This is a genomic window from Maribacter flavus, from assembly GCF_008386635.1.
Taxonomy (GTDB): Bacteria; Bacteroidota; Bacteroidia; order Flavobacteriales; family Flavobacteriaceae; genus Maribacter; species Maribacter flavus.
On the sequence record NZ_VUOE01000001.1, the window covers coordinates 15,108 to 40,654 of the forward strand.

The 25,547-nt window shown below is 41.5% G+C and carries 23 protein-coding genes and 2 tRNA genes; 15 read left to right on the forward strand and 10 right to left on the reverse strand.

Annotation, left to right across the window (positions count from 1 at the left end):
* The first annotated feature begins 73 nt into the window (after positions 1 to 73).
* Together F0361_RS00080 and F0361_RS00085 are read left to right on the forward strand one after the other, a co-directional pair.
* Positions 74 to 457 (forward strand): RNA-binding S4 domain-containing protein, encoded by a 384-nt coding sequence (locus tag F0361_RS00080; RefSeq protein ID WP_138257692.1) that lies wholly within the window; start codon positions 74 to 76, stop codon positions 455 to 457.
* 443 nt (positions 458 to 900) lie between these two features.
* Positions 901 to 1,398, forward strand: coding sequence for a phosphoribosyltransferase domain-containing protein (locus F0361_RS00085; RefSeq protein ID WP_154916629.1), 498 nt, complete (start codon positions 901 to 903; stop codon positions 1,396 to 1,398).
* On the opposite strand, the gene F0361_RS00090 is transcribed toward F0361_RS00085, so the two are convergent.
* Positions 1,390 to 1,905, reverse strand: a complete 516-nt coding sequence (locus tag F0361_RS00090; protein WP_154916631.1) for a shikimate kinase — start codon at positions 1,903 to 1,905, stop codon at positions 1,390 to 1,392. The genes F0361_RS00085 and F0361_RS00090 overlap by 9 nt on opposite strands.
* A 138-nt stretch (positions 1,906 to 2,043) precedes the next feature.
* Between F0361_RS00090 and F0361_RS00095 the strand changes: the two genes are divergently transcribed.
* Positions 2,044 to 2,116 (forward strand) — tRNA-Lys (locus tag F0361_RS00095).
* Positions 2,117 to 2,336: 220 nt separating this feature from the next.
* On the opposite strand, the gene F0361_RS00100 is transcribed toward F0361_RS00095, so the two are convergent.
* Entirely contained in the window at positions 2,337 to 4,163 is a 1,827-nt protein-coding gene (locus tag F0361_RS00100) for a glycoside hydrolase family 2 protein (protein ID WP_154916634.1), read from the reverse strand.
* A gap of 203 nt (positions 4,164 to 4,366) precedes the next feature.
* Here F0361_RS00100 and F0361_RS00105 point away from each other — a divergent pair.
* The 7 genes from F0361_RS00105 (at position 4,367) to F0361_RS00135 (ending at position 10,407) form a co-directional block, all read left to right on the forward strand.
* Positions 4,367 to 4,450: transfer RNA gene (locus tag F0361_RS00105), tRNA-Leu, on the forward strand.
* A 113-nt stretch (positions 4,451 to 4,563) separates the two neighbouring features.
* On the forward strand, positions 4,564 to 5,463 hold the full coding sequence (locus F0361_RS00110; protein WP_154916635.1) for a MerR family transcriptional regulator: 900 nt from the start codon (positions 4,564 to 4,566) through the stop codon (positions 5,461 to 5,463).
* 3 nt (positions 5,464 to 5,466) lie between these two features.
* Entirely contained in the window at positions 5,467 to 6,924 is a 1,458-nt protein-coding gene (locus F0361_RS00115) for a phytoene desaturase family protein (protein ID WP_154916637.1), read from the forward strand.
* 86 nt (positions 6,925 to 7,010) lie between these two features.
* Positions 7,011 to 7,850, forward strand: coding sequence for a phytoene/squalene synthase family protein (locus F0361_RS00120; RefSeq protein WP_138257661.1), 840 nt, complete (start codon positions 7,011 to 7,013; stop codon positions 7,848 to 7,850).
* Complete coding sequence (locus tag F0361_RS00125) at positions 7,851 to 8,297, forward strand: sterol desaturase family protein (RefSeq protein ID WP_154916639.1); 447 nt, start codon at positions 7,851 to 7,853, stop codon at positions 8,295 to 8,297. It abuts the gene before it with no gap.
* Positions 8,298 to 8,300: 3 nt separating this feature from the next.
* Complete coding sequence (gene crtD / locus F0361_RS00130; protein ID WP_154916641.1) at positions 8,301 to 9,779, forward strand: 1-hydroxycarotenoid 3,4-desaturase CrtD; 1,479 nt, start codon at positions 8,301 to 8,303, stop codon at positions 9,777 to 9,779.
* Positions 9,772 to 10,407, forward strand: coding sequence for a carotenoid biosynthesis protein (locus F0361_RS00135; RefSeq protein ID WP_154916643.1), 636 nt, complete (start codon positions 9,772 to 9,774; stop codon positions 10,405 to 10,407). Before crtD ends, F0361_RS00135 begins: the two co-directional genes overlap by 8 nt.
* A 2-nt stretch (positions 10,408 to 10,409) precedes the next feature.
* Here the strand turns inward: F0361_RS00135 and F0361_RS00140 are convergent, their stop codons facing one another.
* From F0361_RS00140 to F0361_RS00165, 6 genes are all read right to left on the reverse strand, one after another.
* Positions 10,410 to 11,111, reverse strand: coding sequence for a DUF3291 domain-containing protein (locus tag F0361_RS00140; protein ID WP_154916645.1), 702 nt, complete (start codon positions 11,109 to 11,111; stop codon positions 10,410 to 10,412).
* Between the two features lie 86 nt (positions 11,112 to 11,197).
* Positions 11,198 to 11,752, reverse strand: a complete 555-nt coding sequence (locus F0361_RS00145; protein ID WP_317129169.1) for a TlpA family protein disulfide reductase — start codon at positions 11,750 to 11,752, stop codon at positions 11,198 to 11,200.
* Between the two features lie 198 nt (positions 11,753 to 11,950).
* Positions 11,951 to 14,224 carry an aconitate hydratase gene (locus tag F0361_RS00150; protein WP_154916647.1) on the reverse strand — a complete coding sequence of 758 codons (2,274 nt, stop codon included), beginning with the start codon at positions 14,222 to 14,224 and terminating at the stop codon, positions 11,951 to 11,953.
* A 182-nt stretch (positions 14,225 to 14,406) separates the two neighbouring features.
* Positions 14,407 to 15,360, reverse strand: coding sequence for an AAA family ATPase (locus tag F0361_RS00155; RefSeq protein ID WP_154916649.1), 954 nt, complete (start codon positions 15,358 to 15,360; stop codon positions 14,407 to 14,409).
* Positions 15,361 to 15,362: 2 nt separating this feature from the next.
* Positions 15,363 to 16,790 (reverse strand): peptidylprolyl isomerase, encoded by a 1,428-nt coding sequence (locus F0361_RS00160; RefSeq protein ID WP_138257653.1) that lies wholly within the window; start codon positions 16,788 to 16,790, stop codon positions 15,363 to 15,365.
* Positions 16,777 to 17,655, reverse strand: a complete 879-nt coding sequence (locus F0361_RS00165; RefSeq protein WP_154916652.1) for a peptidyl-prolyl cis-trans isomerase — start codon at positions 17,653 to 17,655, stop codon at positions 16,777 to 16,779. The genes F0361_RS00160 and F0361_RS00165 overlap by 14 nt, the downstream gene beginning before the upstream one ends.
* Before the next feature lie 192 nt (positions 17,656 to 17,847).
* On the opposite strand from F0361_RS00165, the gene F0361_RS00170 reads away from it, so the two are divergent.
* The 4 genes from F0361_RS00170 (at position 17,848) to F0361_RS00185 (ending at position 21,431) form a co-directional block, all read left to right on the forward strand.
* Positions 17,848 to 18,090 (forward strand): hypothetical protein, encoded by a 243-nt coding sequence (locus F0361_RS00170; protein ID WP_154916654.1) that lies wholly within the window; start codon positions 17,848 to 17,850, stop codon positions 18,088 to 18,090.
* Between the two features lie 136 nt (positions 18,091 to 18,226).
* Complete coding sequence (locus F0361_RS00175) at positions 18,227 to 19,237, forward strand: serine hydrolase (protein ID WP_246160776.1); 1,011 nt, start codon at positions 18,227 to 18,229, stop codon at positions 19,235 to 19,237.
* Positions 19,238 to 19,975, forward strand: a complete 738-nt coding sequence (gene rluF / locus F0361_RS00180; protein WP_154916658.1) for a 23S rRNA pseudouridine(2604) synthase RluF — start codon at positions 19,238 to 19,240, stop codon at positions 19,973 to 19,975.
* 139 nt (positions 19,976 to 20,114) lie between these two features.
* Positions 20,115 to 21,431, forward strand: coding sequence for a carboxypeptidase-like regulatory domain-containing protein (locus F0361_RS00185; RefSeq protein ID WP_246160777.1), 1,317 nt, complete (start codon positions 20,115 to 20,117; stop codon positions 21,429 to 21,431).
* Between the two features lie 69 nt (positions 21,432 to 21,500).
* Here the strand turns inward: F0361_RS00185 and F0361_RS00190 are convergent, their stop codons facing one another.
* Positions 21,501 to 22,013, reverse strand: coding sequence for a fasciclin domain-containing protein (locus F0361_RS00190; protein WP_138257647.1), 513 nt, complete (start codon positions 22,011 to 22,013; stop codon positions 21,501 to 21,503).
* A gap of 118 nt (positions 22,014 to 22,131) precedes the next feature.
* Between F0361_RS00190 and F0361_RS00195 the strand changes: the two genes are divergently transcribed.
* Positions 22,132 to 23,187: a S66 peptidase family protein gene (locus F0361_RS00195; protein WP_154916660.1), complete on the forward strand. Its 1,056-nt coding sequence runs from the start codon at positions 22,132 to 22,134 to the stop codon at positions 23,185 to 23,187.
* A 5-nt stretch (positions 23,188 to 23,192) separates the two neighbouring features.
* Here F0361_RS00195 and recQ read toward each other — a convergent pair whose 3' ends face one another.
* Positions 23,193 to 25,391, reverse strand: coding sequence for a DNA helicase RecQ (recQ, locus tag F0361_RS00200; RefSeq protein ID WP_154918454.1), 2,199 nt, complete (start codon positions 25,389 to 25,391; stop codon positions 23,193 to 23,195).
* Positions 25,392 to 25,547 lie beyond the last annotated feature (156 nt).

A 25,547-nucleotide genomic window follows, 5' to 3' on the forward strand; every position in this document is an offset into this window, starting at 1 on the left:
CAATAATTTAAGCGTGCAAGATACAATTTTCCCCTATTTTTGTAGAAAACCTTAACAAAGAATTTAGTTTGCCATGCGTATTGACAAGTACCTTTGGAGCACACGTTATTTTAAAACCAGGAACATTGCTACCAATGCCTGTAAAAAAGGTCATGTTAAAATCAATGACCAAACGGTGAAACCGGGAAGGGAAGTTTTTCCAATGGATAAAATTGTCGTTCGCAAAAATCAAATCGATTACCAACTTACGGTTTTGGATATCCCGGAAAGCAGGGTGGGCGCTAAATTGGTGGATATCTACCGAAAGGACACCACCCCTAAAGAAGCCTTTGAACATCAAAATCTTTTACAGTATTCCAAGGACTATTATCGAAAAAAGGGAACGGGGAGGCCCACTAAAAAAGACCGTAGGGAAATCGATGATTATTTGGACACCAATGAAGAAATTGATGAGTGAATAATTTAAAATGAAAAGCGAAAAGTGACCTTGAACAAATAGTGCGGAATGCAAAGTTCAGAGTGAAGAGTGAAGAATTAAGAGTGAAAAGTGAATAGCTGTCAGCTTCTGGATTATAGCTTTTAGCTCAAAATTCAAATTCCAATATGATTTGCGTCTAGCGTTTTGCGAATAGCTCTTAGCGGAAAATGAAAAATGAAAAGTGAATAGCTGTCAACTTCTGGATTATAGCTTTTAGCTCAAAATTCAAATTCCAATATGAATTGCGTGTAGCGTTTTGCGAATAGCGCTTGGCGAAAAATGAAAAGTTAAGTGTGAAAAATGAAAAGTGTTTTTCTGCTAATTGCTAATTGCCGACAATCAAAAACGAACAACCAACAACGAACAACCAATAACAAACAACCAAATTAACCCCTATATTTATCTCTTAGAATTGAATGGCCATGCAGCAACAAATATTGACCCATCAACAGATCCAGCATAAAATAGAACGAATCGCCTATCAAATTTATGAGGCCAACGTTTCCGAAAAGGAAATTGTTGTGGCAGGAATACAGGGTGGCGGACTCCTTTTCGCCAAGAAAATCATGTCCGTGTTAAAGAAAATAACGGAAGCGGAAATTATCCTCTGCACAGTTCTTATGGATAAAAAAGACCCTTTAACAAGCGGTGTATCCACCTCTTTAGCCGAGGAAGCATATGCAAACAAATCGGTTGTACTGGTGGACGATGTTTTAAATTCGGGGACTACCTTGATCTACGGAGTACACCATTTTCTAAAAACGCCGCTCAAACAATTGAAGACTGCTGTTTTGGTCAATAGAAACCATAAAAAATATCCGGTCAAGGCAGATTACAAAGGTATATCCCTTTCCACATCGCTACAGGAGCACGTAAACGTGCTCTTCGAACCTAAAAAAAATAGGGTTTATTTAGACTAGTAACTTCCGTATTTGGAGTACCACGTCTTCAACCGATTTATATTGGTTGCCGATTTTATGATGCGCTTGATTATAAAAAAAACTACGCTCGAACAGGTGTTTTGCAATGAATTCCTGAAATTCTTCAGGAGCAATATCGGCTATTAGGGGTCTCTCATCCCTTTCCTTCATAAGTCGGTCACATAAAACATTTAAATCGGTTTTAATGTAAATCGAGTTTGGTGTTACCTCGTTTATCAACCCTATATTGTCACCAAAACACGGTGTTCCCCCTCCAACGGATAGTACAACATTCTCTTTGCGATTCAAAACCTCCTTCAGATATTCAGTTTCCTTTTTTCTGAAATAGACTTCCCCCTTGTTTTTAAAAATCTCATTGATCGACGACTTTTCCGCGGCTTCAATATAATCGTCCAGGTCTAAAAATTTAACATTCAACTGTTTGGATAAGGCTTTGCCAATGGTGGTCTTTCCACTCCCCATGTAACCGATCAATATGATTTTCACTAGTGCTATTTTTTGTAAAAATCCGTCAAATTAAGCCGATTTCAAAAAAAAATAAATTTATGCACATTTGGACTTGGTAAATAAATAATAGGCCTTATATTTGCACCCGCAAAAGGGAAATCTTTGCAGTTACATTTTGACCTGGTAGCTCAGTTGGTAGAGCATTTCACTTTTAATGAAAGGGTCCTGGGTTCGAATCCCAGCCAGGTCACGAATAAATAGTCGAAAAAGAAAAAACGCCAAGCTTGCTTGAGCGTTTTTTTTTGTTTGAACTATTTTCACCGCGTAGCGTTGAGGGAAGAGCGCAGCCAATCCCAGCCAGATTACCAAAAAACCTTGACTGCAAAGTCGAGGTTTTTTTTAAAGGAGTACAGACTTATATAACCTACCATTGCAAAAAAGCAACAGTGTTTTCACAATAGTGTTGAAAGCTACTTCTCACCAACACTATTTATCACTTCCAAATTCACCTTACGAACTGCCGGAAAATCCATTTTATCCACCTTACGGTCATAGGTCATAAAACCGTTCACTTCCCCTTCAACATCCGTTGTCTGGGTATAAATCGCCCCGGAGAAACCTGCCTTTACCAATTTCTTCAATTCTTCGGCATATTCAATATACTGATTCGTGGTTTCCTTGGAGTTTTTAAACTTTACGTATCCCCAGTTATTATCGGGCTTCCAAAGATGTTTTTCAACCGCCAATCCAATACCTCCGTATTCCCCTAGTACATTTACCCGTTGTGCATCGTACAGATACATGGCAGGCCCTGGATAATTATGAAGGTCGACAATATCGCCGGTCCTGTAAAAATTACCGCCACTGGCAGCATTGACCAACCTACTAGGGTCATAGCTTTTCGTCCATTCCGCAATTTCCTCGGTTTTAAATTGCCCCCAGGCCTCGTTAAATGGGACCCAGACCACGATGCTTGGAACGGAATATAAGTAGTCCATTATTTCCTTCCATTCGGTTCTGTATATTTTTTCCGATTCCGAACTTCTTTTAAATTCGGTTCCATTGAAATAGTCATGGTTCTGCCATTGAGGCCCTTTGTCTCCATTGGGCATATCCTGCCACACCAATATACCAAGCCTATCACAGTGGGCATACCACCGGGCCGGTTCCACCTTGACATGTTTACGGATCATATTAAAGCCAAGTTCCTTGGTTTTGATAATATCATATTCAAGTGCTTCATCCGTAGGGGCCGTGTAGAGTCCGTCTGGCCACCATCCTTGATCCAAGGGACCATACTGAAAATAATTCTTATTGTTCAGTTGCATCCTTACAATGCCAAACGCATCCTTCTTCACACTGATCTTTCGCATCCCGAAATAACTTTCTACCTTATCCGTTTCCTTGGAGTCGGTCATAAGTTTTACTTCCAAGTCATATAAAAATGGCGTCTCTGGAGACCAAAGTTTTAGGTTTTTTACCGGCAGCTCAATTTCCATACCAACCCTGGCCTTCGCCTTTGAAACCAAACTTCCAGCATCCAGAACGGATACTTCCACAATATCGCCATAGACGGCACCTTCGATTTCAGTATATACAGAAACGGTACCCCTATCCAAATTTGGGACTGTCTTTATGTTGCGAATCCTCTTTTTTGGAACAGGTTCCAACCAGACGGTCTGCCAAATTCCAGTTACCGGGGTGTACCAAATTCCCTCCGGATTCTTTACCTGTTTTCCTCTGGGCTGCGGGCCATCGTTCGTGGGATCCCAAACCTTAACGGTTAATTTTTGATCGCCTTCCCCCAAAAAAGGTGTAATGTCAAATTCAAAAGGGGTATATCCACCAGTATGGGAACCCACAAGTATATCATTTATCCAGACATCCGCTTTCCAGTCTACCGCCCCAAAATGAAGCAGCATATTGTTTTCCTTCCAGTCCAAAGGAACCTCAAAGGTGGTTTGGTACCATAATTCCCTTTCACTGCCCACTTCCTTCATAACTCCGGACAGGCTCGACTCCACAGCAAATGGAACCAAAATCGCACCTTCAAAATTAGTTGGGCACGACTCCCCTTTTCTTGTAATTGCATATTCCCAAAGACCATTCAGGTTTTTCCATTGATCACGAACCATCAACGGCCTAGGGTATTCATTCAAGATATTTTTGGTGTCTATTTGTTCGGTCCATTTGGTTTTTATTTTATCACCGGCGGGTTTCCATTGACCGTAGGTGAAGCTCAAAAAACAAAGGCAAAGGGAGATTAAAGCATGAATACTACTATTTTTAGAAATCATTGGACATAAAATTGGTTTATAACAACAATTTAAAAATAATTCCTTGAGCTTGTCCAAATTGGCACTTTTGTCCAATCACAATTCATGAATTATTTGAAGCGAACTGAAATACGATACTTATTTAGTAGCCATAGTCTAAAACTCATCTTAGATTTGCTTTGAAATACACAATACCTTTTTATCTTTATGCCCAATTCTGAATCGCCCACGTGGTGAAATTGGTAGACACGCTACCTTGAGGGGGTAGTGTTCGTAAGGACGTGCTAGTTCGAATCTAGTCGTGGGCACAAAAGCCAGGTACTTTCTACCTGGCTTTTTTTTATTTAGCGAGGTTTTAACATCTTTTCCAACCAACTTTAGATGCAATTCATTAAGTTTGTTTAACGTTTTTCTTCAAACTATGAACAACGTAAAGAAAATATTCAGCATTAGGGACCTTGAGAACTTATCAGGCATCAAGGCGCATACCATTAGAATCTGGGAGAAAAGGTATAACCTGCTAACCCCCGAAAGGACAGATACGAATATACGTACCTATAGCTTGTCCAGCTTACAAAAGCTTCTGAACATCACTCTTTTATACGATAATGGTTATAAAATTTCCAAGATTGCAAAGATTCCCGAATCGGAAATACCAAATACCGTTAAGGAGGTAGTTTCAAAAAAAACCAGTAAATCACAAAATCTGAATGCCTTTAAGTTGGCAATGATGAATTTTGACCAAACCATTTTTTTTGAAACATATGACAAACTTCTAAGTACAAAGTCTTTTAGGGAAGTCTTTAAGGATGCATTTATTCCCCTGTTGAACGAAATCGGGCTTCTCTGGCAAACGGATACCATTAGCCCTGCTCATGAGCATTTCATAACCAGTCTCATCAAACAAAAAATTTTGGTGAATACGGAGAGGATACAACATCAAAAGCCAACTAAAACGGATAAGGTTTTTGTGTCCTTTTTACCCGAAAACGAGATACATGACATTGGTATATTGTACCTAAACTATGAGATTCTTCTAAAAGGTTATAAAGTGGTTTATTTGGGCCAGACGATACCCATTGAAAATTTAACCGATCTCCTAAAGTATTTTGACAATATTTATTTCCTATCTTACTTCACGGTAAAGCCGGACAAAACCGAGATAGCCACCTATCTTGAGGAATTTGAATTATATCTAAGGGATACTTCAAACCCACAACTATGGATACTTGGTCGTCAAATCCAACATTTGGAACGCACCAAACTTCCAAGTTTTGTAAAAACCTTTACTTCAATTGAAGAGGTGGTCCATCATTTATAACCTATGGAAAAAAATATAGCTATCATTGGATCTGGTTTTTCATCCCTTTCGGCAGCTTGCTATCTTGCCAAAGCCGGTCATCAGGTGTCCATCTACGAAAAAAACGAATCCATTGGAGGAAGGGCCGCACAATTGATAAAGGATGGCTTCACCTTTGATATGGGCCCTAGCTGGTATTGGATGCCCGATATTTTCGAGAAGTTTTTCAGCGATTTTGGTAAAAAGACCTCAGACTACTACCAACTGGACAAATTAAGTCCCGCATATAAAATTTTTTTTGCCGATGACGTAATTACCATAGGGGACTGCATGGATAAGATATGTACCGAATTTGAACGTATCGAATCCGGAAGTTCCGTACATCTAAGAAAATTTATCGCCCTGGCACAGGAAAACTATGAAATTGCCATAAACAAAATCGTTTTAAGGCCTGGACTGTCACCTTTCGAATTGGTCACCAAGGAAACGGTTTTAAAGGTTGATCAATTTTTTAAGACAATTAGTTCAGAAGTTAGAAAAAAGTTCAAAAACCCAAAACTTATTGCGACCTTGGAGTTCCCCGTGCTGTTTTTGGGCGCAAAGCCTAGTGATACGCCATCCTTTTACAGCTTTATGAATTTCGCCGATTTCGGTTTGGGCACTTGGCACCCCCAGGGTGGTATGTACCGTATCATTGAGGCCATGGGAAGTCTTGCAGAAGAATTGGGAGTTAAGATTCATACCCATGCCAACGTAGAAAAGATTTTGGTTACAAAAAACATCTGTAATGGCATCATTTGTAACGGTTCCACTATTTTGGCCGATATCGTGGTCAGCGGGGCCGATTACCATCACTCCGAAAGTTTATTGGATGCGGAGTACAGGCAATACAGCGAAGCATATTGGAACAAAAAAACCTTTGCGCCTTCTTCCCTCTTATTCTATATCGCTTTTGACGGGAAGCTCAAGAATGTGGACCATCACAATTTGTTTTTTGATACAGATTTTGAACGCCATGCTGAGGAAATCTATGATAACCCGCAATGGCCAACAAGCCCCCTATTCTATGCCAATTTTCCTTCTATAACGGACGAAAGTATGGCACCCGAAGGATGTGAGACCGGATTCTTTTTGGTTCCCATCGCACCCGGGCTTGAGGATACTGAAGCGCTTCGGGAGCAATATTTTGACTTGATTATGGATAGGTTTGAGGAAAAAACAGGTCAAAAAGTCTTGGATAAAATTCGCTTTAAGGAAACCTTCTGTGTAAATGACTTTGTGGAGCGGTACAATTCCTATAAAGGCAATGCCTATGGAATGGCGAATACGCTATCTCAAACCGCATTTCTCAGACCAAAATTAAAGAGCGGTAAGGTTAAAAACCTTTATTTCACAGGGCAACTTACAGTTCCTGGACCTGGCGTTCCTCCATCTTTAATTTCAGGAAAATTGGTTTCTGAACTTTTAACTAAAAATAACTAACTTAAGGCTATGAAAGTACAGACCTTAATCGGCAAAAGGATTATTTGGGTGTACCATTCCACAGCTTTAACCATATAAATGAACACATGAAAATCACTTTTGACAAGGTATCCTACCAGTGTAGTAAAATCGTTACCGAAAAATACAGTACATCGTTTGCCTTGGCAACAAAAATGCTTCATGGTTCCATACGTGGGGACATATACAACATTTATGGTTTTGTAAGGTTTGCAGATGAAATTGTAGATACCTTCCACGAGTATGATAAAAAGACCTTATTCGATAAATTTGAGGAAGAACTTGCCGCCGCACTGGAAAACAAAATAAGTTTGAACCCCATTCTAAACTCGTTCCAATACACGTTCCATAAATACAACATCCCCATTCATTTAGTTGATTCCTTTATGAAAAGTATGCGGGCGGATTTGACCAAGAACGTTTACAAAACCGAGGCCGAGTATAAAGAATATATTTATGGTTCCGCGGATGTAGTTGGTCTTATGTGCCTTAAAGTATTTGTCAAGGGCTGTGATGAATCCTACGAAAATCTGAAGGAATCTGCCATGGCCTTGGGTTCTGCCTTTCAAAAGGTAAATTTTCTAAGGGACGTAAAGGCCGATTTTGAGGAGTTGAACCGCACCTATTTTCCAAACGCAAATCTCGCTGCGCTGGACGAAGATTCAAAAATGGAAATCGTTCAAGAGATACAACGAGATTTTCAAGAGGGGTACAAAGGTATCGTAAAACTGCCCATTGAGGCAAAATTCGGGGTATATACGGCCTATAGATATTACACTAGGCTTCTTAAAAAGCTACAAAACACCCCGTCCATGGAAATTAAAAGCACCCGTATACGGGTTCCTGATTATGAAAAATTCGGTCTTCTGGCAAGGTCTTATGTTAAATATAAAATGAACTTAGTTTAGATGAATACGTTTCTTTGGATTATTATTTTTTTGGGTACATTCTCTTTCATGGAATTTATGGCTTGGTTTACCCATAAATACATCATGCATGGATTCCTATGGTCCTTGCATAAGGACCATCACCATAAAGATCATGATTCCTGGTTTGAAAGAAACGATGCCTTCTTTATTTTTTACGCCATTGTAAGTATGTCGCTGTTTTACACTGGGGCAAACGGATTTTGGTATGGATACCCTCTTGGTTTTGGAATTTTGGCCTATGGTATCGCCTATTTTTTTGTACACGACATCTTCATACACCAAAGATTCAAAATTTTCCGTAACGCAAATAATTGGTATGCACGTGGTGTACGACGCGCCCACAAAATCCATCACAAGCACCTGGGAAAAGAGGACGGGGAATGTTTTGGAATGTTGGTAGTGCCCTTCAAATATTTTAAAAAATAGCCAATGCCCCATGCTTTGGTAATCGGTGCCGGCATTGGTGGTTTAGCCACTTCCTTAAGACTTCGCAAAAAAGGTTATCGAGTAACGGTTCTGGAAGTCAACGATTACCCTGGAGGTAAACTTCACGCTATCGAGCAGGATGGCTACCGTTTTGATCTGGGACCCTCCTTGTTCACGATGCCCCATTTGGTCACCGAACTTTTTGCACTGTATCAAGAGGATTTCCCAACTTATTTTCAATACAGTAAAAAACAAATTGTCTGTAATTATTTTTGGGAAGATGGACACCGATTTTCAGTGGCATCGGATATAGAAAAGTTTATAAAAGACGCATCTGAGAGTTTCAATGAACCTCCACAAAAAATAAAATCCTATTTAAAAAGAAACCGCGAAAAGTATGATTTGACCGTGGACCTATTTTTGGAAAAGTCCCTTCATAAGCTCTCCACGTACCTATCAACACAAACAATAAAGTCCATCCTTCAAATTGGAAAACTACACTTAAATGACACTTTAGACTCGGTCAATAAGCAGTATTTTAGAAATCCAAAGTTGGTACAACTCTTTAATCGGTATGCCACGTATAATGGCTCATCGCCCTATAAAACCCCAGGCATCATGTCCATGATTCCCCATTTGGAAATGCATTATGGCACCTATTTTCCCAAGGGAGGAATGCACAGCATTAGTCTTTCGTTATATGAATTTGCCAAACAAAAAGGGGTCAGCTTCAAGTTTGGACATCCGGTAGAAAATATCATTGTTAAAAATAAAAAGGCTATTGGCGTACTATCCAAGGGAGTCGCGCATAAGGCCGATATTGTGGTTTCCAACATGGATGTGTATCCTACCTATAAAAAATTGCTGAAGGACCAACCCTATCCAAAAAAAACCCTGGAACAAGAACGCTCAAGTTCCGCACTCATATTCTATTGGGGGATTTCAAAGGAATTTCCACAACTGGATTTGCACAATATTCTGTTTACCGATTCCTACCCCGATGAATTCCAGGCATTGTTTGACAAAAAGACCCTATACACAGACCCTACCATCTACATCAATATTACCTCTAAAGAAGAGGTCAAGGATGCGCCCGAGGGTCATGAGAATTGGTTCGTGATGATAAACGCTCCAGGAAACTATGGGCAGGATTGGCGCGAGCTAAAACAAGTGGCGAGAAAGAACATTGTTTCCAAAATAAATAGGATCCTAAAGACAAACATTGAAGAATTCATAACTACGGAGCATATTTTGGACCCTGTTGGGATTGAAAGCAGTACAAGTTCATTCCGGGGAGCCCTCTATGGCGCGGCAAGTAATGATAAATTTGCCGCTTTTGTAAGGCATGCGAATTTTTCAAAATCGATTGAAAATTTATATTTCTGTGGAGGATCCGTACATCCAGGTGGGGGGATTCCCCTTTGTCTTTTATCCGCGAAAATTGTTTCCGATTTGGTTCCAACCCCCATTCCAAATGCTTGAAACCCTATCCAAATATAAGGTCCTCATCGCTATTGGCATCGTATGGTTATTTCATATTTCGGCCATTATTGGAATCGCTTCGGGGGATTTGGAATGGTTTATTCAAAAAACCCCTTTGAACCTAATAATCAGTTTAACGCTCTTTTTATTTATTTATCCCATCAATACTCCAATAAAGTCCTTTGCCTTTGTATTGTTTTTTTGTGGTGGCATGTTTGCCGAATGGCTTGGGGTACACTATGGAATTTTGTTTGGGGAGTATGCATATGGGAATAACCTAGGCCCAAAACTTGACGGGGTTCCTTATTTGATTGGTACATACTGGGCCCTTCTTACTTTTATCACGGCAAGTATGCTTGATTATACCAAATTAAAATCCATCCCCAAGATTATATTGGCCGCGGGCCTTATGGTTTTACTTGATTATTTTATGGAGCACAATGCCCCAGCATTCGATTTTTGGACTTTTGAAGGTGGTATGGCACCGCTTGAAAATTATACGACATGGTTCGCCTTGGCGATTTTGTTCCAGATACTACTAAGGGTCCTAAAAATAGAGGGAAATAAACAATTTTCAATCCATCTGTATTTGGCCCAACTTGTTTTCTTTGGGTTTTTCCTTTTCTAATTTTATAAGTCATATAGTGGGTTTTTGCCCATCCAAGTGCCTATGGACCTGTAAGGCTGAAACCTGGAAAAAAGTTCTTCCTTGTACCAATTCAACTGCCTTGTTTTTTGAATCGCTTTTTGGTGTTCTTTGCTCGCGTAGGCAAATTGCATAAGGGATTCCTTATCACTCCAAATACTGAATGTTGCCATTTGTAAAAAAGGGACCTCACCTATCCCCTTTGTAAATAAAAGCCCCCTATTACCAGCTAGGGATTTTTGGGATGTTGGAACATATTTCCAAAATTTAAGGAGCATTCTTGTTTTGATTGTCGCCCTGGTGATTACGGCAATGTACGGATTCGCTTCTTCCAAAGATTCACTTTTGATAAAAGGATTATTACCATCCCAATCCCCCTTTGCCGTAGTGTTTTTCATGTAAACCGTCCATCTTTCTTCACTTTTCCCCAAATAACGTTGCATAATAGTCGAGGCATTGAAAAACTCGTTAGCACAAGTTTCATTTTTCCATATCTGAAGCAAGCCATAAACAGACCAATCCGGTAAGGGATTAAAGCCTTCTCTACCGCTTCCCATAAGTTTGTACATTTGAAGACCTTCTACTTTGGAAAGCCCTGCATGTGCAAATTGCATTTCGCCAAAGGCCCATAACTTACTGCTAAAATTGGTATATCTAAAAAAAGTGAGTGTTGTGATTTGGGACATACGATATTCCTGAAAATTGCCATTTAGGAATATCTAAGATACAAAATGAATATTGTTGCTGTTTTTTTATGGAAACCCGTTTCGTTTTATTCCGATATTAGCTCCTCCAACAATGCATCCACAGCGGAATTGTCCCAATCGGCAATCGCATTTTGATGAACGGCTATGAAACCGTTTTTATCGATTATATAGGATCCGGGCGGTTTTAATATAGTAACCGGACTGTCTTCACCCACAATCCTGTACGTAACAGGAAACGTATACCCATGCTCTTCCATAAACAGTTCCACAGGGGCCCGCTCCTCATTGGTAATGATATAGAAATTAACCCTACCCTTATACTTTTCGTATAGACTTTGGATATCCTTTAACTGAGCTTGTGATGGCATATGCCAAGAGGTCCAAAAAGAAATAAACACCACATTGCCTTTAGCCTCCTCAAAACTGAAGAGCTTCCAATCTTCATCCTTTAGTGTCCAATCGTAGCTGGATATTTTACCCCTCTTTTCCGGAGTTATTATGGTAGGTGCCATGGCCAACCATCTATTTAAAAGAATCTTGCTATAATCACCAAGGGGGGTTACAAAGAAGGACAACACAAATGCGATGATCAAAAGTGTGAAAAATGTTTGTTTCTTCATCTTCAGTTTATGGAATACCCAAAACTAAAAAACTCCCGAATAGTTTCGGGAGTTTTCCTAATTTATTTTATTGGCACCGCCAAGGGGTTCAATACTTCAAGGCTTGCCCGCCTGAACACCTGTCGGGCAGGCCTCGAAAAAAAAGTGCATCTACCGCGAATGCCTCATGGGCTCGCCCAGTGGTAGATTACTACTGGATTATGCTGCATTCTGCTTCTTGATAACATTCAAAGCGGATCCTTCCCTAAACCATCCAATTTGTGCATCGTTATAGGTATGGTTTGCCTTTATGGTGTCCTTGGAACCATCGGCATGAACAATCTCAATCGTCAACGGAGTGTCCGGAGCAAAATCGGCTATATCAACAAAATTGAAGGTATCGTCCTCCTGAATCAACTCGTAGTCATTCTCATTGGCAAAAGTCAAAGCCAACATCCCTTGCTTCTTCAAGTTTGTTTCATGGATACGAGCAAAGGATTTTACCAAAACCGCTGCTACACCAAGATGTCTTGGCTGCATGGCAGCGTGCTCCCTGGACGAGCCTTCCCCATAGTTGTGGTCACCAACAACCATGGATTTTATTCCCTTCGCCTTGTAGGCCCTTTGGGTATCGGGCACACCTTCGTATTCACCAGTCAACTGATTCTTTACCAAATTCGTCTTTTGATTAAAAGCGTTTACCGCACCGATCAAGGTATTATTGGCGATATTGTCCAAATGGCCCCTAAAGCGTAACCAAGGTCCGGCCATGGAAATATGGTCCGTGGTACACTTTCCAAAAGCTTTTATCAACAATTTGACGTTTTGTAACGACTCATTCTGGATGGGCTCGAAAGGATCCAAAAGCTGTAACCTTTCCGAGGTTGGGTCCACAACTACCTTTACACTGGAGCCATCCTCTTTGGGCGCCAGATAACCGGCATCTTCCACTTCAAAACCTTTGGGTGGCAATTCCCATCCTGTTGGTTCCTCAAATCGTACTTCCTCGCCATCCTCATTGATCAAGGTATCCGTCATTGGGTTGAAATCCAACCTGCCCGCTATCGCTATGGCAGCGGTAATTTCTGGGGAAGCCACAAATGCATGGGTATTTGGGTTTCCATCCGCACGTTTTGCAAAGTTTCTGTTGAAGGAATGAACGATGCTGTTCTTGGGTGCATTCTTTGGATCACTGTAACGCGCCCACTGTCCGATACACGGTCCGCAGGCGTTTGTAAATATCTTGGCATCCAATTTCTCGAATATGCCAAGGATACCATCCCGTTCCGCCGTGAAACGTACTTGTTCAGAACCTGGGTTAATTCCAAATTCCGCCTTTGTCTTTAGTTTCTTATCCAAAGCCTGTTGCGCAATAGAGGAAGCTCTTGACAAATCTTCATAGGATGAGTTGGTACACGAACCTATAAGTCCCCATTCTACCTGCATTGGCCAATCGTTTTCCGTGGCTTTCTTGGTCATTTCCTTGCCAACGGGAGTGGACAAATCCGGCGTAAAAGGACCGTTCAACAATGGATTCAGTTTTGAAAGGTCGATATCGATGACTTGATCAAAATACTGTTCCGGATTGGCATATACCTCTTCATCGGCAGTAAGATACTCCCGTACTTTATTGGCGGCATCGGCAACATCAGACCTATCCGTGGCCCTCAAATATCTTTCCATGGAGTCGTCATAACCAAAGGTCGATGTTGTAGCCCCAATTTCGGCTCCCATGTTACATATGGTTCCTTTCCCCGTACAGGAAAGCGCCTTGGCACCGGGACCGAAATATTCAACAATAGCTCCGGTTCCTCCCTTCACGGTAAGAATTTCGGCAACTTTAAGAATTACATCCTTTGGAGCGGTCCAACCTGAAATTTTCCCGGTCAAACGAACCCCTATCAACTTTGGAAACTTTAGCTCCCAAGCCATTCCGGCCATGACGTCGACGGCGTCGGCACCACCTACACCAATTGCCACCATTCCCAAACCACCTGCATTCACGGTGTGGGAATCGGTTCCTATCATCATGCCACCTGGAAATGCATAATTTTCCAATACCACTTGGTGAATGATTCCGGCACCAGGTTTCCAAAACCCGATACCGTATTTATTGGAAACGGATTCCAAAAAATCAAATACTTCCGCACTCGTGGAATTGGCCGTCTTCAAATCTGCAGCAGCACCACTTTTCGCCTGGATCAAGTGATCACAATGCACGGTGGTAGGCACCGCCACCTTTGGTTTTCCGGCTTGCATGAACTGTAATAAGGCCATTTGAGCCGTTGCATCCTGACAAGCAATACGATCCGGAGCGAAATCAACATAATCCTTGCCTCTAACAAAGGCCTTAGTGGGAGTACCGTCCCACAAGTGAGCGTACAAAATCTTCTCCGAAAGGGTCAGTGGTTTTCCCACGATCTCACGGGCCTTATCCACCCGCTCAGCCATATTGGCGTACACCCCTTTAATCATATCAATATCAAATGCCATATTTCTCTATTTAATGTTAAAGCAATTCCGTAAAATTAAGAAAATCTAAGGCGCAATTAAAATTTTAAACAAAGGAATAAACCCTTTTTTGCCATTCCCAGAAAATTAGATTTACGGAATACCTAATTTAACGCTCAAAGACGCTTAAATCTTGCGGAAAACAGATTTTCGGGTTTTGGAAATTATAGTAGTTGCTTGATAATTGCCTCTTCGGAAATGCCCTCGGCCTCCGCCTTGTAGTTTTTTATGATCCTGTGTTTTAGGATACCATAGGCAACTTTCTGTACGTCCTCGAAATCCGGTGAAAATTTTCCACTGATGGCGGCATTCGCCTTCGCTGCCAGGATCAAGTTTTGGGAGGCGCGCGGGCCCGCTCCCCAATCAACGTATTGTTTTACATAATCCGAGGCGGATTCCAAATTTGGTCGGGTTTTGTTGACCAATTTTACCGCATACTCCACAACATTGTCAGGAACGGGAATTTTACGGACCAATTCCTGTACTTCCAATATTTGCTGGGCGTTGAACTGCGGCTCAACATGGTATTTGGTTGTTGAAGTCGTATTTTTTACGACCATGACCTCTTCCTCAATACTTGGATACTTCAATTCTATCGCGAACATAAAACGGTCCAACTGCGCTTCGGGCAAGGGATAGGTTCCCTCCTGCTCTATGGGGTTTTGGGTAGCCAAAACAAAATAGGGCAAATCCAATTTATATTGATGGCCCGCAATGGTAACCGCCCTTTCCTGCATGGCCTCCAAAAGGGCAGCCTGCGTTTTGGGTGGGGTTCTATTGATCTCATCGGCCAAAATAATATTGGAAAAAACAGGGCCCTTGATGAACTTAAAATTTCTGTTCTGGTCCAAAACCTCACTACCCAAGATATCGCTGGGCATGAGATCCGGCGTAAACTGGATGCGCTTGAAATCCAATCCTAGGGCTTGGGCAATGGTGTTCACCATCAAGGTCTTGGCCAACCCCGGAACACCGATTAAAAGGGAATGTCCTCCTGTATAGATGGAGAGCAATATTTGGTCTATAACGGCTTCCTGGCCAACGATTACCTTGGCTATTTCCTTCTTTAAGGCATTATGTTTTTCGACCAATAATTTAACGGCAGCAACATCTGACATATTTATTCCTTTACCCAGTTATTGGCAAAATCACAATCCCTGTTGGCATCGCTTACGCTAATATACGTATCTTCAATATGATCTTCCATCCATTCCTTGATGGCATTATATTGCTTTTCTGTTAGGGCAAGTTGTTGAATTTTGGTGTAGTCCTTTGCAAAATCGGCAACGTGTTCGTCATATCGATTGGTCACCTTAAGAATTTTGTACTTGGATGGACCTCCCCTTGGGTCAGCTTCCAAAATGGGATAGGATATTTGGTCGTCCTGCAAATCACGTACCTGATTGTACAAGGTAGGATCCATTTTAGTAAGTTCAAAACGGGAACTGAAATCCTGCGGGTTTCTTAGCAAGCCACCATCGAATTTAGTCTCCTTTTCGTCCGAAAAGTTCAGGGCCGCCTCAGCGAAGGTAAATTTCCCCTCTATAATTTTCTGACGTATGCTGTCCAATTCCGATTTAGCCTCGGCCAAGGCCTTATCCGAAATTTCGGGCTGAATCAAAATATGTCTTAGATCGAGCTCCTGGCCCCTTATTTTTTCAATGTAAATAATATGAAACCCAAACATAGTCTCAAAAGGCTCCGAAACCTCCCCTTCCCTTAGGCTGAAAGCTACATCCTTAAATGTCTTATCAAATCCTGTGTCCTTGGTTATACTATAAAATCCACCTTTGGATTTAGAGCCAGGATCTTGCGAATATAAAATGGCCTTTACGCTAAAACTGGCATCGTTGTCCTCAACATCGGCCTTTATTTCATTGAGCTTGTCTATCACCTTCTGCTTTTCTTCCTGTGAAGGCTCCGGAGCCTTCACAATCTGGGCGATTTCCAATTCGGCACCAAAAACAGGCCGTTCGTTTTCAGGAATCTTGTTAAAGAATTGACGTACTTCCTCTGGGGTTATCTCTATTTCTGAAACAATATCCTGCTGCATTTTTTCGGACAGCATTCGTAGCTTGTTGATCTTGAACAACTCCTCCCTAAAACTTTGCTCGTCCTCCTTTTTATAGTACTTCAAGACCTTCTCCATAGAACCGATCTGCTGCACCAGGGACTGTAATTGACGCTCGCCCGTGGCATTCACCTCGTCATCCGAAACCAAAATACTGTCCTGTACGGCCTGATGTGCGTATAATCGATCTTCCATCAGCTTGCCCAAAAGGCTACAGTGCGTAATATCTTCCGTGGATGCACCCTGACTTTTTAAATCGATGAGGGTTTTTTCGATATCGGAATCCAAGATTACATAATCACCCACTACGGCGGCGATTCCGTCCAATTTGATCCGCTTAAAGTTTGTGGAGTCTTTCTTAGAGGGAGTTTCAACACTTGCCGATGCCTCCGCGCCTTCTTCCGTATTCTCCTGGGCCGTCAAAATTGCACAAAAGATACTTGCCAAAAAGGTCAACAGTCTCCTACTTGTTGTCATTGTAAACCTCAAATTCTTTTTCTCTGATTGCTTCATCTATGATTTCGGTTTCTAGTTTTCGCAGGTAGTCGATTTTTCTGCGACTTAATAAAACTTGCTTTATGGTAGGTGCAATGTATGAAAGTGGTGCGATATCATTGACATCCTTTACTTCCTCTATTTTGCCCAAATATACCCCGATTGAATCCTGTAATTCAAAAAATTGTGAATTTTTTAAGTATCTATCCTGATTATCAAAGGTTATGGGTGGAATTTCCTCAAATATCCTGGAAGAACTCACCCAAATGGAATCGTTAAAATTCAGCTTCTTAAATTGTACCCCAATGGAATCCAAATAAATCAAATCCTCCTCGTCAAAACTTCGCAAGCGCTGCTTAACTTCGTCCTGATTCAAAAAATTAAGGGGCAATTGCACAAAACGAATGCGCACGATACGCTCCTTTAATTTGAAATTTTCCTTTTGTCTGTCATAGAATTCCTGTAATTGGGTTTCGGAAATTAATGTGTCCGTCCCCTGTGATACCAAAGCTTCTTGATAGGCCCTGGTGTACAGGTCTGTTCTATACGCATCGACCAAAGCATCGAATTCCCGTAGCTTTTCCTCCGGTAGGTTGATCTTGGACTTGGAAAGCAGTAGTTGTTTGGAGGCCCAGTTATTGATATAATTGGTTACGAAAGAAGCACTGTCCCCTTTGGACATTCCCTCTTTAAGAAGGGGCTTCACGTCCTCTTTGTACAGATACAACTCGCCCACCCTGGCCAACGGCTCCTTTTCCTCTTTTTTGTTGAAATACCCCTCGCATGAAACGAGGATACAAACAGTTCCTACCGCCATCAACAAATAAAGGACTCCCCGTTGTATCATTTGAGAACTACACATCCTGCAAAAATAGCAAATACAATATCCCGAACAAACGCTATGGGTTTTCCTTAACAGAATAAGGCGATAATCATAGAAAAATTGCATTCAAAAAGTTGGACAAACGCAACAAAATTTTTGAAATCCATGGAAAAACAAGGTCCAAATGTTAATTTTGATACCCATTAGTTTAATATTTTGGAAAGACAGATCAAATTGATTTGGGACTTTAGGGGTCCCGCCGCGCACAAGACCGCAGAGCACCATGAAATTCATCTCAAGGAATTCATTACCTTGGAAAAGGTAGCGGCGATCACAACGGGTTTCATGGAATTGAACGATACGCACAGTATAGCCTTCCTGGTCGTTCATGAACGGGATATGATTGCCATGCGGGATCGATTAAAACCACATAGAGGGGAAGTTTATGTTGAAAATTAATCACACGTTGTATATATCATTAAGGCTCTTGGGCCTTTTGATCATTGGGTTATTTTTTTCTTGTTCGAACGATCCGGTGAACGATAACCTTTTGGAAGTTGCACTAAGTTCCAACAACTCGAAAATAAAGAGGGTCATGGATAGCCTTGATCGGTACGAAGTCCAGATCAGGTATACCAAAATCGATAGGAAAAACGACAGTATTTTTTTTATCGATTATGATTTTCAGGTGGATAAGGACGCTTACTTCTATCCCGCCAGCACGGTCAAATTTCCCATAGCAGTACTGGGCTTGGAACGATTGAACGAGACGGATACCCTGAACAGGGAGGTACGTTATTATGTGGAAGGCGACACCCTAGAATCGACATTCTCCAAGGATGTTGTAGAAATTTTCAGCGTTAGCGACAATTTGGCCAACAACCGATTGATGGAACTGTTGGGACAGGATGCCATAAACGCTTCTTTACGGGAAAAGGGCGTAGAACCCGTCCGTATCTCACATAGACTGGGCTATCACTCGGAAGACCTGCAAACCAAGCCATTGATCATCTATTTGAACGATAGTACCACTGGCATAACGAAACCTAGTATAAATTTGGCTCCAATACGGTTATCCCTGAAAAACATTCGTAAAGGAATAGGCTACTATGAAGACGATACTTTGATGGAGGATCCATTTGATTTTTCATTGAAAAACTACTACCCCATTGAGGCCCAACACGGTGTCCTAAAGCGGGTGATATTCCCTGAACAATTCCGTCCAGAACAGCGATTCAACCTGTCCCCAGATCAACATGCGTTTTTACTGGAAGCGATGAAGATACTCCCAAGAAATGCGGGCTATGACCCTACGGAATATTATGATGGTTATTGTAAATTTTTCATATACGGAGACACCAAGGATACCATACCTTCCCATATGGAAATCTACAATAAGGTGGGGTTTGCCTATGGTACGCTGACCGATTGCGCCTACATCAAGGACACTAAAAACAAGGTGGATTTTATGCTCACGGCGACCATTTTGGTAAACAAGGATGGAATCTTCAATGACGATGCCTATGAATACAATGAAATAGGTATTCCCTTTTTAGCCGAACTGGGAAGGGAAATCCACAGATTGGAACTAGAAAGAAAGAGATAGATGCCAGAAGCACCCAAACAAACCCGTATCAACAAATATCTGAGCGAAGTCGGTTATTGTTCCCGTAGGGAGGCCGATAAGCTGATAGAACAAGGACGCGTAACCATCAATGGAAAAGTTCCTGAAATGGGCACCAAGATATCCGAAGGGGATTTGGTACAGGTGGATGGCGAATCGATTTCCGAACCTAAAGAAAAACCGGTATACCTCGCGTTTAATAAACCCGTTGGAATCGTTTGTACAACGGACACGGGCGTGGAAAAGGACAATATCATCGATTTCATCAATTATCCAAAAAGGATTTTTCCCATCGGTAGGTTGGACAAACCGAGCGAAGGTTTGATTTTCCTCACGAACGACGGCGATATCGTAAACAAGATTTTACGGGCCCGAAACAATCATGAAAAGGAATACTTGGTTACCGTGGATAAGCCCATATCTCCCGAATTTCTAAAGAAAATGCGAAACGGGGTGCCTATTTTAGATACCGTCACCCGAAAATGCGAAGTACATCAGGTCAGTAAATATCAATTTAGGATTATCCTTACCCAAGGCTTGAACCGACAGATTAGGCGCATGTGCGAATACTTGGACTATCGGGTAAAAAAATTGAAGCGAATTCGGATTATGAACGTTACCTTGGATGTACCCGTGGGAAAATGGCGCGATCTTACCGCTTCTGAATTAAAGGAAATTCAAAGATTGGTCAGTCGTTCTTCCAAGACCCACAAAGGATAATACATGCCGTATTCCGACTTCGGCAAAAATTACAAAACCAGTTATTTTAACTAAAATTTATTTTATATCACTCTTAATATCACTATTTTAGGTAGGAAAAAGGGAATTGTTCCCAAAGATTGCTTAAAATCAAATTGATATGAACAAGAAAATAAATCTCCAAAAAATGAAAGACGTTTTCAATCCAAGGATTGGATGGTTTTTTACCTTTATGCTTATAAGTATCGGACTTTTTTCCCAGGAAGAAGGCTTCAAAGAATATCTAGGGGAAGTGTATGACAGCGAAACCAAAAAACCCTTGGTTTTTGCGACCCTTACGTTGGAAAATACCAATATTAGTACAATTACGAACACAGAAGGTGAATTTTCGCTAAAGGTGCCGGATTCCAACACCAGTGAAAATATCATCGTATCGTTTTTAGGTTACAGGACCAAACGAATCCCCATGTTGCAATTTAAATCCGAAGGCAATGAAATTGGTATGACGGAACTCGTCACGCAACTGTCCGAAGTAAGCCTCAGTATACCGAAAGATGCCAGGGCACTGGTTAGGGAAACCTTGAAAAAACGGGGGGAAAACTATATCGATAATCCCACCGTGATGACGGCCTTTTACCGGGAAACCATAAAAAGAAGGAGGCAGAACGTGAGTCTTTCCGAGGCTGTAGTAAATATTTACAAGGCCCCCTACTCCAGTAATAAAAGTGATGCGCTGAAACTTTTTAAAGCACGTAAAAGCACGGACTACAGTAAATTGGACACGCTTGCTTTGAAGCTTCAAGGCGGTCCTTTCAACGCTTTGTTCGTGGATATGGTAAAATATCCCGATTATATTTTTGCGGCCGATATGTTCGAGTACTATGATTTTTCATTCTCAAATTCTACGAGGGTAGACGATAAATTAATCTATGTGATAGATTTCACCCAAAAACCGGGGATAATAGACCCCCTCTATACGGGAAAACTATACATAGATGTGGACAATAAAATATTGACCAGTGCCATTTATTCCCTTAATATAACTGATCGAGATCTTGCCGCTCAAATGTTCGTGAGAAAGAAACCAAGAAATGCGGATGTTTGGCCCACGGAGGTCGCCTACAGGGTAGATTACCGCGAAAAAGATGGGAAATGGTACTATGGTTATAGCAACGTGTTGATGGAGTTTAAAATCAATTGGGACAAAAGGCTTTTTAATTCCGTTTATAGCATGAGCTGTGAAATGGCCATAACGGATTGGGAAGAGAACTTGAGTAACGAGATTCCAAAATATAAGGACCGAATTAAATCCGATATTATCCTGACCGATGAGGCCATAGGTTTTGCCGACCCTGATTTTTGGGGAGAATACAACATCATCGAACCTGAAAAATCCATTGAATCCGCGATTCGTAAAATTCAACGGCAATTGAAAAGAGGGAAAATTGACGGCGGTACCTCGGCCGCATCGCAATAAACCAGATGAATGTTAAGAAAAAAGCCGTTGCAAAAATTTGCAACGGCTTTTTTGTAAGGCAAAATAACCTTATTTAGGCATTACCACGCCATCAATGGCATGTACTACACCGTTTGAGGCATCAACATCGGCCATTACAACTTTGGCCATGCCACCTTTGGCATCTTTCAACATCACATTTCCGTCTGACAAAGATAGGGTAATATCACCTCCCGCAACCGTCTTAACATTGAATTCGCCATTGTTATCGTTTATCGCCTTGATTACGTCCTTGGCCATATACTCACCGGATACTACGTGATAGGTCAATATTCCTTGTAACGTAGACTTGTTTTCCGGCTTCAAAAGACTTTCAACTGTACCATCGGGCAAGGCACTAAAGGCACTGTTCACTGGCGCAAACACTGTAAAAGGACCTTCACTACTTAAGGTTCCTACCAAATCGGCAGATTTAACAGCGGTTACCAACGTGGTAAAATTCTCGTTTCCTGCGGCGACCCCTACGATATTGTCCGATTGGGAAAAACCCGCGGTCAAACAAAGAAGGAAAGCGCATACTGTGGTAATTTTTAAAATTTTCATAGTTCTTTTTTTTAGATTTATCCAAATGTATGCGATTGATTCATAGCATAATCTTAATTTTTGTTTAATTAATTTTTAAAATAGTTAAACATTATTAAATTGTTTTAATACCTAGCCAATGTTACCTAGAAGAAAGTTCCTAACCGCCGCCCTAAGCCTATCAGCCTATCAAATTGTATCCGGAAAAGGGTTTTCCAAAACTGCAGACCCGCTCAAACTAACAGGTAAATTGTATCCGAAGCCCTTAAAAAAAGGTGCCACCATTGGATTGATAGCCCCTGGATACCGATTTGCCGAAGAAACCTTGACCAAGGCCAAGTCGGTGCTACGAAAAATGGGATATAATGTCTATTGTACGGAAAGGCTATCCAAACCATATGGTTATTTCAGTAATACCGATGAAGAACGGGCAACCGATCTCAACCATATGTTCGAAAATAAAGTTGTGGACGGCATACTTTGTATACGAGGAGGATACGGATGCACCAGAATCATGCATTTGATAGATTATGGGGTTATAGCCTCCAATCCCAAGGCCCTAATTGGCTTTAGCGATGTTACCGCTCTTTTGAACGGTATTCATCAAATGACCGGTCTTATCACTTTTCATGGACCGGTAGGAAGTACCCTTGATGATGGTTATTCCCAAAAGGCACTCATCGATATCGTTCAAAAGCCCAAAGAAAATAGGGTGATACGAAATGCCAAGCTTACGAAGGAACAGCTTATAGATGCGGAATATGAACGCTATACCATAAACCCGGGCGAGGCAAAAGGTGAACTTTGCGGCGGAAGCCTTACTTTGATCAATGCCCTCATAGGTACGCCCCATGAAATTGACTTTACGGATAAGATCGTATGTATAGAGGATGTGGAGGAGTCACCGTATCGAATCGATAGGATGTTAACCCAATTAATTGAAGGTAAAACGTTTAAAAAGGCTTCGGGCATCCTTTTTGGAGTATGCAAAGGATGCAATACAAGTAACAATCCCAATTCTTTTACCTTAAAGGAAGTAATACTGGATAGGATAAAACCACTGGAAATTCCCGCAGCTTATGGCTTTAGCTTTGGACATGTGGAACAGAACTTTACCTTTCCCATAGGAATGGAAGCATATTTTGATGCAGACCGTTTAAAATTGAAAATAATTCAAAAACCAGTTACAAAATAACAATCCTAATTCGCCACTTCACTGATAAATTTCAACCTGTAGAGTCGTAATTCCTCATCCTCATATTCACCATCAAATTCCTTCATGGCCTCTTCCAGGTTGTCAGTTTCCGCTTCTAGAAAATATTCGTGGATTTCCTCCTGTTGGTCTTCGTCCAAGACCTCATCTATCCAATAATCCAAATTCAGCTTGGTGCCGCTGTAGACAATTTGTTCCATTTCCTTGATGAGTTCAGGTATTTCCAAACCTTTGGCCGAAGCGATGTCATCCAGCGGTAGTTTCCTATCCACATTTTGGATAATGTACAATTTCAACCCTGAATTGGCCCCGGTACTTTTTACCACAAGGTCATCTGGACGGATGATATCATTTTCTTCTACATACGATGCGATAAAGGACACGAAAGGGGTACCGTACTTTTTGGCCTTGCCCTCGCCCACACCATGGACATTGAGTAGTTCTTCCAAGGAAATCGGATATTTAAGTGCCATGTCCTCCAATGAGGGGTCTTGAAAGACTACAAATGGGGGCACCCCTAGTTTATTGGCCTGGGACTTTCTCAGGTCCTTCAATTGCTTGAGCAATTTTTCATCGGCAACACCACCGCCTTTGGAGGCCCCAACAATCGCGTTGTCATTTTCGGCATTATAAACGTGGTCTTTTGTCATCAAGAAGGAGTGCGGATTATTCAAAAACTCCTGGCCTTTTTCGGTTAGGTGCAGTACTCCGTATTGTTCGATGTCCTTGCGTATATAACCTGCAACCAAAAACTGCCTGATCAAGGCCATCCAATGGCTCTTATCCTTGTCGGACCCAATCCCAAAAAACTCTTTTTCATTGGTTTTGTGGGAACTTATCAATGCGTTGTTTTTTCCTCTAAGGGTATTGACTATTTCCTTTGATTTGAATTTTTCACTGGTTCCCTGGACCACCCTAAGCAATTTAAGGGCATCGTCCTTGGCCTCCACCTTTTCCTTGGGATTTCGGGTGTTGTCATCCATATCGGCACCATCGCCGTTTATCTCATCGAACTCCTCCCCAAAATAATGGAGCATGAATTTTCGGCGGGACATGGAAGTTTCGGCGTAGGCAACTACCTCCTGCAACAAGGCATTGCCTATTTCCTGTTCCGCAACCGGTTTTCCGGACATGAATTTTTCCAACTTTTCAATATCCTTATATGAATAAAAGGCCAAACAGTGGCCTTCGCCCCCGTCCCTACCGGCCCTACCGGTTTCCTGATAATAGCTTTCGATACTTTTGGGGATATCGTGATGGATGACATACCTTACATCTGGTTTGTCTATTCCCATCCCAAAGGCGATTGTGGCTACTACTACATTTACATCTTCCATCAGGAACATGTCCTGGTATTTGGATCGGGTCTTGGCATCGAAACCCGCGTGATACGGAACGGCACTGATTCCATTTACCTGAAGCACTTGGGCGAGCTCCTCAACTTTCTTACGGCTCAAACAATATACAATGCCGGATTTGCCTTCGTTCTGCTTTATGAATCGGATGATATCCGCATCCACATTGTCCGTCTTGGTCCGCACTTCGTAGAACAGATTGGGACGGTTAAAGGATGCTTTAAAAACGGTGGCATCGGTAATACCAAGGTTTTTGATGATATCCTCCTGCACTTTTGGGGTTGCGGTGGCCGTGAGACCGATCATAGGTATATCCTCTCCCAATCTGGCAACGATGGCTTTTAAGTTTCGATATTCCGGTCTAAAGTCATGGCCCCATTCTGAAATGCAATGGGCTTCGTCCACGGCTACAAAGGATATTTTAACCGAACGCAGAAACTCTACGTTCTCGTCCTTTGTAAGCGATTCCGGTGCCACGTAGAGCAATTTAGTGGTACCGTCCGTAATATCCTTTTTAACCTGTTTGATTTCGGTTTTGTTCAAGGAAGAATTAAGTACGTGGGCAATTCCCATTTCGGCCGAAACACCCCGCATGGCATCCACTTGATTTTTCATCAAAGCTATCAAAGGGGAGACCACTATGGCCGTTCCTTCCTGCATAAGCGCAGGCAATTGATAGCACAAGGACTTTCCTCCGCCCGTAGGCATAATTACAAAGGTGTTCCGTCCCTCCAAAATATTTTTTACAACGCCTTCTTGAAGTCCTTTAAACTGAGAAAAACCAAAATATTTTTTTAGCGCGGCATGTATATCAATCTCATTCAAACTTATACAGTATTTCAAATTTACAGCGTCGGATTATGGCGAATGGCCCCGACCCCGAAAGAAATTAAATAATTATTTCAAACAATCTGATAGAACTAAAATATTGATGGATAGATACCCAATCAAATTAAGTTTACGTAATTTTGTAATCTTAAAGATAAC